Source organism: Brevundimonas vesicularis (assembly GCF_032067225.1).
GTDB classification, from domain to species: domain Bacteria; phylum Pseudomonadota; class Alphaproteobacteria; order Caulobacterales; family Caulobacteraceae; genus Brevundimonas; species Brevundimonas vesicularis_F.
Window position 1 is genome coordinate 43,489 of sequence record NZ_DAMBJX010000005.1, and the last position, 9,036, is coordinate 52,524.

At 66.0% G+C, this 9,036-nt stretch carries 9 protein-coding genes; 3 read left to right on the plus strand and 6 right to left on the minus strand.

All coding sequences use genetic code 11. The features are described from left to right. Positions 1-43 precede the first annotated feature (43 nt). From mdoH to RT123_RS02285, 3 genes are all read left to right on the plus strand, one after another. Positions 44-2,008 carry a glucans biosynthesis glucosyltransferase MdoH gene (gene mdoH / locus RT123_RS02275; protein WP_313007516.1) on the plus strand — a complete coding sequence of 655 codons (1,965 nt, stop codon included), beginning with the start codon at positions 44-46 and terminating at the stop codon, positions 2,006-2,008. A gap of 111 nt (positions 2,009-2,119) precedes the next feature. Continuing rightward, a complete protein-coding gene (locus RT123_RS02280; protein ID WP_313007518.1) occupies positions 2,120-2,437 on the plus strand; it encodes a hypothetical protein in 318 nt (105 codons plus the stop codon). 78 nt (positions 2,438-2,515) lie between these two features. Then, on the plus strand, positions 2,516-3,502 hold the full coding sequence (locus RT123_RS02285; protein ID WP_313007519.1) for an SDR family oxidoreductase: 987 nt from the start codon (positions 2,516-2,518) through the stop codon (positions 3,500-3,502). Positions 3,503-3,544: 42 nt separating this feature from the next. Here the strand turns inward: RT123_RS02285 and RT123_RS02290 are convergent, their stop codons facing one another. From RT123_RS02290 to RT123_RS02315, 6 genes are all read right to left on the minus strand, one after another. Further along, positions 3,545-3,829, minus strand: coding sequence for a GNAT family N-acetyltransferase (locus RT123_RS02290; protein ID WP_313007521.1), 285 nt, complete (start codon positions 3,827-3,829; stop codon positions 3,545-3,547). 54 nt (positions 3,830-3,883) lie between these two features. Further along, a complete protein-coding gene (locus RT123_RS02295) occupies positions 3,884-4,267 on the minus strand; it encodes a hypothetical protein (protein WP_313007523.1) in 384 nt (127 codons plus the stop codon). A 10-nt stretch (positions 4,268-4,277) separates the two neighbouring features. Continuing rightward, complete coding sequence (locus RT123_RS02300; RefSeq protein WP_313007525.1) at positions 4,278-4,940, minus strand: hypothetical protein; 663 nt, start codon at positions 4,938-4,940, stop codon at positions 4,278-4,280. 82 nt (positions 4,941-5,022) lie between these two features. Then, positions 5,023-5,421: a dihydroneopterin aldolase gene (gene folB / locus RT123_RS02305; RefSeq protein WP_205751301.1), complete on the minus strand. Its 399-nt coding sequence runs from the start codon at positions 5,419-5,421 to the stop codon at positions 5,023-5,025. 3 nt (positions 5,422-5,424) lie between these two features. After that, positions 5,425-6,186 (minus strand): SDR family oxidoreductase, encoded by a 762-nt coding sequence (locus RT123_RS02310; protein WP_313007528.1) that lies wholly within the window; start codon positions 6,184-6,186, stop codon positions 5,425-5,427. Positions 6,187-6,453: 267 nt separating this feature from the next. Further along, positions 6,454-9,036: TonB-dependent receptor (locus RT123_RS02315; protein ID WP_313007530.1), on the minus strand; the 2,583-nt coding region annotated here is incomplete at its 5' end.

Here is a 9,036-nt window from a genome sequence, read left to right on the forward strand (position 1 = left end):
CCTCGGGACGACATTCGGTTCACTCGGGGGCGTCCAGAGCGGCATGAACAAGCTGGCGATCCGGCCTGTCGAACAGGCTGAAATCGAGACGACGATCCACGGCGCGCAAACGCCTAGCTGGTCGTGGCTGCCCGACGAGGCGCCGCTGGCCATGCCGGTTCAGTCCCTGTCCGCGCCCGACGCCGTCGCCGACGTGATGCCCCCGACCTCGCCGCGCACGGTTGCGACGCGCCGCCTGGCCCTGCTGGCCGGCACCATCGTCCTGACCGGCCTGTCGGCCATCACGCCCTTCTACCTCTATGCCCGCAAGGGTTGGGACGGCACCGAGATCCTGGCCTTCAGCCTGTTCATGGTCCTGATCACCGCCATCTCCTGCTGGTTCGTCAGCGGCCTGATGGGCCTGTTCGTCATGCTGCGCGGCAAGGATCAGGCGGACCTCGCCTTCTCGCCGCATCCGCCGATGCCGCGCACCCGCACGGCCCTGCTGATGCCGCTGTACAACGAGGACGCCCGTTCGTCCTTCGCGCGCCTGTCCCAGATCGATTCTTGCCTGGCGCGTCTGGGCGCCTCGTCGGCCTTCGACATCTTCGTGCTCAGCGATTCGACCAAGGAAGACGCCGCCGCCGCCGAGCGTTCGGTGTTCCAATCGTTCCGCATGGCCGCCAACTCCAAGGCCTTCTACCGTCGCCGCACCGACAATGCCGAACGCAAGGCCGGCAACCTGGCCGAATGGGTCCGTCGTTTCGGCGGCGCCTATGAGAACATGATCGTCCTGGACGCCGACAGCACCATGGCCGGCGAGACCCTGCTGCGCATGGTCGACGCCATGGAGCGCAATCCGGGCGTCGGCCTGATCCAGACCGCCCCGGTCATCATCAAGGCCCGCACCATCTTCGCGCGCGTGTCCCAATATTCGGTGCGCCTGTACGGCCGCGTCGCCGCTGCCGGTCTGGCCTACTGGACCGGTTCGGAATCCAGCTACTGGGGCCACAACGCCATCATCCGCACGCGCGCCTTCGCCGCCTGCTGCGGCCTGCCGCACCTGAAGGGCAGGAAGCCCTTCGGCGGCCACATCATGAGCCACGACGTGGTCGAGGCCGCCCTGATGCGCCGCGCCGGCTGGGCCGTCCACGTCACCGCCTCGCTCGACGGATCGTGGGAAGAGACCCCGCCGTCGATCACCGACTTCATCCGCCGCGACCACCGCTGGTTCCAAGGCAACCTGCAGCACCTGGGCCTGATCACGGCCAAGGGCCTGTCGCCGATGAATCGCCTACAGCTGCTGATGGGCTGCATGGCCTATCTGTCGTCGCCTCTGTGGCTGGCGTCGCTGATGGTCGGCCTGTTCATCCAAATGTTCTATCCGGTCGACTGGACCAGCTTCTTCTACATCTTGAACCCCCAGTTCACGCCCTTCATGCTGGCCTCGTTCCTGTCCGGCGTGCTGCTGATCGGGCCCAAGTTCATGGGCGCCGCCCTGGTCCTCAGCCGTCCGGCCGAGCTGCGCGCCTTCGGCGGCCGCCGAGCCATCGCCAAGGGCATGGCGGCCGAGATCGCCCTGTCCGCCATCCTGGCCCCCATCCTGATGGTCGCCAACACCAAGGCCTTCATCCAGATCGTCTCGGGCCACGACACCGGCTGGTCGACCCAGCAGCGCGAGGCCGACGGCCTGGCCTGGTCGGACGCTTTCCGCGCCATGCGCTGGCAGATGATCGCCGGCGTCGGCTTCCTGATTCCGCTGGCGGTTCGTCCCGACCTGGCCACCTGGTTCGCCCCGATCGTCCTGCCGCTGCTGCTGGCCGCGCCGATCACCGTCTGGACCTCTCGCGTCCGCTCGGGCGACAAGCTGGCGGCCAAGGGCTATCTGGTCACCCCGGTTCAGGACGGTGTCAGCGTTTCGCCGGCCGTCCTGCACACGCCTCGCTCGCCGCTGCGTGCGGTCGCCGGCGGCGTCCTGGCCCCCGTCGCTGCGCCTGCGATGGTCCCGGCCCGCGCGCCCGAGCGGTAATCGACCGATGCGTGGCGGCCACAGTGTCGCCACAACCGTTACAGCAACGCTCGACGTCAATCTCGATCGGCCGCACTCTGTCCCCTGACCTTTGCGGGGAGACCTGATTCCATGGCCAAATCCACCGGTTCCGACGCCAAGCCTGACCTGCGGCTCGTCGCGGCCGAGGCCGAGATTTACGACCTGATGAAAGCGCCCGAAACCACCGCCGATCGCGTCAAACGCCTTCAGCTCGAAGCCCACGCCCTGGCGCTGGAAGAGATCGAAGGTCTGGAAAAGCTGCTGCTGGAAGCCGCCGCCAAGGCCAAGGCCATCGCGGACGGCGGCGACGCCTATCCCGTGGGCGCCCGCGAGATCGCCTCGCGTCTCGCCGCCGATCTGCCGACCAAGGCCGAGACCATCAAGACCATCGTCAACCGCGTCGGCTGAAAGCCGAAGCTGAGCCGTCGGAACGACCCGCCCGCCCGTCCGCTTTCCTGAAGAACCCATCTTCAGGAGACGACATCCATGGACGACCGGACCCACGCGCGCGCCGAAGACATCGCCGATCAGGGACGCGCCATCCAGCGCGACATCGACGCCAAGGACAAGACGTCCGGCGAAGACAAACCCTCCGGCGCGATGCAGGCCGGCGCCCGCCCCTACCCCGAACCGCCCTTCCCCAAACAGCACCAGACCAAGCCGGGCGACGAGGCCGCGCTGGATCCCGCACCCCTTTATGATGCGCCCTTCTGGAAGGGGTCGGGCAAGCTGGACGGGTTCGCCGCCCTGATCACCGGCGCGGATTCCGGCATCGGCCGTTCGGTCGCCGTCCTGTTCGCGCGCGAGGGCTGCGACGTGGTCATCTGCCATCTGGACGAGGACGCCGACGCCGAGACCACCAAGGCCGCTGTCGAGGCCGAGGGTCGCCGCGCCGTTGTTTTGAAGGGCGATGTCTCCGATCCCGCCTTCGCCGAGATGGCGGTCAAGGCCACGCTCGACGCCTTCGGCCGCCTGGATGTCCTGGTCCCCAACGCCGCCTTCCAGGAACACGTCCCCGCCTTCGAGGACCTGACTTACGAGCATTTCGACCGCACGCTGAAGACCAACCTCTACGGCTATTTCAACATGACCAAGGCGGCGGTCCCGCACATGAAGGCCGGCGGCGCCATCGTGATGACCGGCTCGGTCACCGGTCTGATGGGCAATAAGGATCTGCTGGACTATTCGCTGACCAAGGGCGGCATCCACGCCTATGCGCGTTCGCTGGGCACGCATCTGGCGCCGCGCGGCATCCGGGTGAACGTCGTAGCGCCCGGCCCGGTCTGGACCCCGCTGAACCCCGCCGACAAGGATGCCGAGGCGACCTCGAAGTTCGGCGCCGACACGGTGATGAAACGCCCGGCCCAGCCCGAGGAGATCGCGCCCGCCTACGTCTTTCTGGCCTCGCCCCAGATGTCCAGCTTCATCACCGGCGAGATCCTGCCGATCATCGGCGGCTACGCCGGCGGCTGAACCGAAACCGCCGCCCTGCAATCGCGGGGCGGCGGCATTTTCTTAGGCCAAGACGTCGTCGTAATCCGGATGCCGCTTGTGCCAGGCCACGGCGTAGCTGCAGCGCGGAAACAGCTTCAGGCCGGTGTGGCGCGCATGGTCGGCCAGGGACTGCATGAACCGCCCCGCCGCGCCTGATCCGCGCAGAGACGGCTCGGCCTCGACATGCAAGATGATCCGCGCATCGCCCTTCACGGCATAGTCGGCCCAGACCAGACCCGCGCCCTTGTCGTCGTCGAACGCCTGTTCGAACCGGTTGCCGCCTTCGACGTCCTTGAACTGTCCCATCGGATTCTCCTTTGACGGATCAACCGCCAAGGCCGCCGGGACGTTCCGTCAGCGTCAAATTGGCTTGTCGTTCAGCAGGTTCAGCAGGCCGATCACGCTCTTGATCGTGAACCAGACACTCAGCAGGAACCAGACCAGCAGGAACAGCAGCAGGAACGGAATGCCGATCAACACGAACGACGCCAAGGCGCTGACGAAGATCCCGACCCAGGCCGCAATGGTCCACCAGAAGACCGACCAGAATAGCCGGATCTGCGCCTCGATATGCTGACGCGCCAGGCCCGTCGCCGTCCCGCGCGTCACATAGGACACCACCAGCCCGATCAGAACCAGCACATTGGCGCTGGGGATCGACAGGATGAACAGGGCCCAGGCGATCAGCGCCCCGACCTTGCCCTCGGACGGCTGCCCGGCGATGAAATTGGGTTCGTTCGTCATCGTCGGTCCTTCAGAACAACAGGCTGCGGGGGTGGGGAACGGCTTGTCCGCTCTTCAGTTTCAGCACCCCGAACGCGCCGCGCGCCAAGACCCAGATCGCCAGGGCGAACAGCACCAGCACGCCGATGTTGACCACGATCAGAAGGGCCCCGACCACCGCCGCCCCGACCGCGCCCACGATGGTGCGTTGCTGATAGACGGCGTGGCTGTGCTCCAGCTGATCCGTCGCCCCGTCGCGCCGCATCACCGCCAACAGAGCCACCAGGCACGATACGCCCAGCGTCGGCACGGCCAGCAGGATCAGAACATAGACGGCATACAGCCGCATCGGCACGACCGGTCCTTCACGGCGCGGCGCGGTCTCGGCCGTCAGACGCTGGCGCACTGCGCGCACGGCCGGCGCCGGTTCGGCCTCGACAGGTTTCGCCTCGGACCGGGGCGGAAACGGCGCCGTCGGCCGGGTCACAGGCCCGGACCGATCGAAGGGCCCTGGCGCCAATTCGGGCGGGTCGAACAGGTCCGGTTCGCGCTCGTCTGTGGGAAACGGCTCCGGCTGGCGCTCACGCGCACGGCCCGCCAGCGACGCGGGCGAGACGAAGCCGACCTCGGCGTCATGATCGTGGTCGTGATCGCGGGGCGCTGCTGGGTCTTTCGGATCGCCGGGTTCGGACATGAACAACGCTTCTGTCACGCCGGACGCCCGGCTGGAATTTGCCGACGACAATGGCGGTCGGCGCGGCGCGAAGCAACCGCCCTTACCGCCCCAGCACGATCTCGCAGCCCGGCGCCGCCACCGCCGCCAGGGCGCCCGGCTTTTCGATCCGCACCGTGGCCCGCTGCACGCGGCCGTCCTCCAGGCACGCCCGCGCCAGCCGTTCGGCGAAGGTCTCGACCAGCCCCACATGCCCCTCGGCGGCGATGGCGCGCGCGGCGTCCGCCACGGTCTCATAGTTCATGGTGTCGCCCAGCCGCTCGATGGGGCGCGGCGCCAGCTCCAGCGTCACATCGATCACCAGCCGCTGCAGCCGCCCCTGCTCGTGATCATAGACCCCGATCCCGGCCTCGACCTCCAGCCCGCGCACGAACACGCTCAGCCGCTCGAATCGCAGCGGATCGTCCGCCGGAACCGGCGTCGCCAGAGGAGAGGAAACCACGCGCTACTCCTGGATGTCGGGGGTGCGCCAGGCCAGGTGCTGGCCCCCGTCGACGGCGATCATCTGGCCCGTGACCATCCGGGCGTCAATCAGCCACAGCACCGCCTCGGCCACCGCCTCGGGGCTGCCGGGCGTTTCCAGCAGGGTGGCGCGCGCCTCGGCGGCGAATTCTTCGGTCGTCTGGTGGATGGACGGCAGGGTCGGCCCCGGCCCCACCCCATTGACCCGGATGCCGGGCGCCAGCGCCTGGGCCAGGGTCTGCGTCGCCCACCACAGGCCGTTCCGCGACAGGCTGTAGGAGAAGAAGCGCGGATCCGGCTTCAGCACCTTCTGGTCCAGCAGATTGACGATGGCCCCCTCGACGGCTTGTGCCGCGAACGCCTCGGCCAGCACGATCGGCGCCCTCAGATTGGTGCCGAGATGCAGGTCCCAGCTGTCGCGCGTCAGCGCCCCGATCCGGTCGTCCTCGAACACCGAGGCGTTGTTGACCAGCACGCTGACCGGCCCCAGCGCCTCGACCGCCGCCGGGATCAGCGCCCGCACCCTGGCCTCGTCCGTCAGGTCCGCCTGCAACAGGCACGCGCGCCGCCCCAGGCCCGCGATCTCGTCGGCCAGGGTCCGGGCGTCGTCGCCCGACGCATGATGATGGATCGCCACGTCGAACCCGGCCGCAGCCAGCTTCAGACAGATGGCCCGCCCGATCCGCCGCGCCCCGCCCGTGACCAGGGCGACGCCCCGCTCAGAGCGAGCAGCCGCCTCAGTCAACCCGACCGAACTCGAACACGTTGAACGCCGCCAGAACGGCGATGAAGCCGAAGATGATGCCGAGAGCCAGCATGGAATGCTCCTGTTGTCCGTCTTGGCTTAGTGCGGGATGGGGCGGGGTTCAAGCCGAACGACAACCGGACCCGATCTTCGTCGCCCCGCGAGACGCAAAAGAAAAGGCGGCCGGAACGCTTCCGGCCGCCGCAGATGAGGTTTGAAGTCAGGCCGGGCGTCGACGGCAAGCCGCGACGCCCGCTCCGACATCCATCAGAAGGTGTAGCGAACACCCAGATAGGCACGACGCGGTTGAACCCACGCATTGGCTTCGCCGAAGGCGTACTGACCGCTGCCCGCGACCAGCTTCTGCTCGGCGGTAGCGGCTTGGTTGTCCAGGATATTGAAGATGTCCAGGAACAGTTCGGCGTTTCCGATCGGCAACGGCCGCTGATAGCGGAAGCGCATATCAAAGGTGTAATACGACGGACCCGTCGCCGAGCCGACGTTGTTCGGCAGAACGAAGGTGTCCTGCACCCCGCCGGACGTCGAGCCGTTGTCCATCAGCGGCAGATAGCGACCGCTGATCAACTGCGCCGGCGTATAGAGCGCGCCGCTGTTCCAGTTGAAGACGCCCGACACCTGCAGACCGAAGTTGAAGTCGTACGAGGCATAGGCCTTGAACTGGTGTTCGATATTGCCGGGTTGCGGTCCGTACATGTTCGGCGCGCGGGGGTCGAGCGCGATCCAGTCGCCCTGGAAGTCGGCGTTGGAGTCGGAGTTCGAGTTCCCTTCGGCCTTGTTATACGTATAGGACGCCTGCCCTTGCCAGTTGTCGGTCTTGAACTTGGTGACCGTGACTTCGAAGCCGGTGTAGTTGCGCTCTCCGCCCGGCAGCGTACCGATGACATAGTTCGAGTTCGGCTTGGACGCGTAGCCGAAGTATGAATACGGCAGATAGTAGAACGATCCCGGATAGGCGTAACCGAAGGGCGCCGTGGCGGCCGTCAGCGTCGGGTCGGAATACAGCGTCAGATCGAAGTCTTCCAGGATGTCGCGCGTCTCACGACGCGTCACCGTCGCGGTCAGACCGACGCTGGAGCCCAAGGTAGTCGATGCGCCAAGCATGAACTCATCGGTGTAAGGCGTCTTGGTCGCTGGCGAGAACAGGGCGTCCGGCGTGGTCGCGCCGCCACGGGTCCGGAAAGTGACCCAGGTGCCGTTGATGTTGATCTGCTCTTCATCGACCGGTCCCGTCAGGGCGCCTGCGAAGTCCGACATGTTGTTGCGGATGGGGTCGTAATAGCGGCCCGCGAAACCGAACACCTTCGAACGACCGTCTCCGAGCACGTCATAGACGACACTCAGACGCGGCGCATATTCCCAGTCGAAGGTCGCCGTCTTGGAGCCGTCCGAGGCGAAATGCTCCCACTTCTCGGCCCGCACGCCCGCATTGATGGTCAACTGATTAAGGGTCCAGGTGTCCTGCAGATACAGGCTCTGGCCTTCGCTCTTGACCTCGTAAGGCGCGCTGATGGTGCGCAGGGCCCGATAGACGTTGACGTTGCCGTAGGGCGCGCCGGCCGTGTTCGTGAAGCGATAGGCGTTCAATTCAGCCTGGGAGACAGTGCCGTCCAGGTTGGTGTCGACCGCCGCACGCGCCGTGGCGTTACCCTGGATCGCGGCCAGAACTCGCGCATTGTCGGCCTGCACGATCGCACGACCGGTCCATGCGTTCGCGCCGCTGGCTGTCGTGTAATCGAGGTAGGTGGTGCCCGAATAGATCGGAGCCAGCGACTGATAGGTCACGCCGCCCGGAACAGTCCCGTTTTCCTCATACACGTTCTCGGTGTTGATATAGCCGCCCTTGAAGGTGTGGCTGCCGAAGGCGGTGTCGAGATAGTATTCGAAGTTCAGGCCGAACTCGTCGCGATTGCGATGCGTTTCCAGATTCGAACCTGCGCCACCCAGTTGACGCTGAGCTAGGGTCGATCCAGCCGAGTTCCGGAAGGTGACGGTATCACGCACCGACTGGTCCGCAGCGCTCGTCGTGACTTCGCCTTCGTGACGGAACCAATAGGCGCCCAGTTGCAGGTCGCCCCAGGTCCGGCCGTATTCGACCTTATAGTTCTTGCCCCCCTGCTCCTGCGCCACATCGCGATTATTCAAGGTCGCCGAAGAGTTGGAGCCGCTGATGCTGGTCGGATCATCGAAATAGCTGGCCGTCAGACGGTCGTCGTCCGTGATCTGCCAGGTCAGCTTGCCGAAGGTGTATTCGGCGTCATTGGTGACGGTGCGCAGCACATTGCCGCTGTTAACGTCCAGAACCTCGTCTTCACGGTGCGATTTTTTGTACGAGCCATAGAACCACAGACGGTCGCGGATGATGGGTCCGCCCAGGGTCGCGGCGGTGTCATAGGTAGAGAAACCGCCCGAAGTAGTGTGCTCGTCTTTGGCCACCAGTCCATCATTCTGGAAGTAATAGTTCAGCGAGCCGTGGAAATCGTTGCCGCCCGATTTGGTGACGACACGCGAGATCAGACCGGAACCACCAGCATATTCGGCGGGCACGCCGCTGACGATGACCTGCTGCTCCTGAATGATTTCGGAGTTGAAGTTGGACCCGAACGTCCCGGTCGACGGGTCGGTCACGTCCACCCCGTCCAGATAGTAGACGTTGTCGGTCGACGAACCGGTCGCGCCGCCGATGTCCGAATAGTTGATCCCGGAACGCGAGGAGGGGTTCCCGCTGCTTGACGGCTTAACGCCGGGAACCAACTGCAGATAGCTTTGATAGCTGCGTCCCGTCGGCAGCGAATCCACCACGCCCAAGGTCAGCGTCGTTCCAACCGTCGC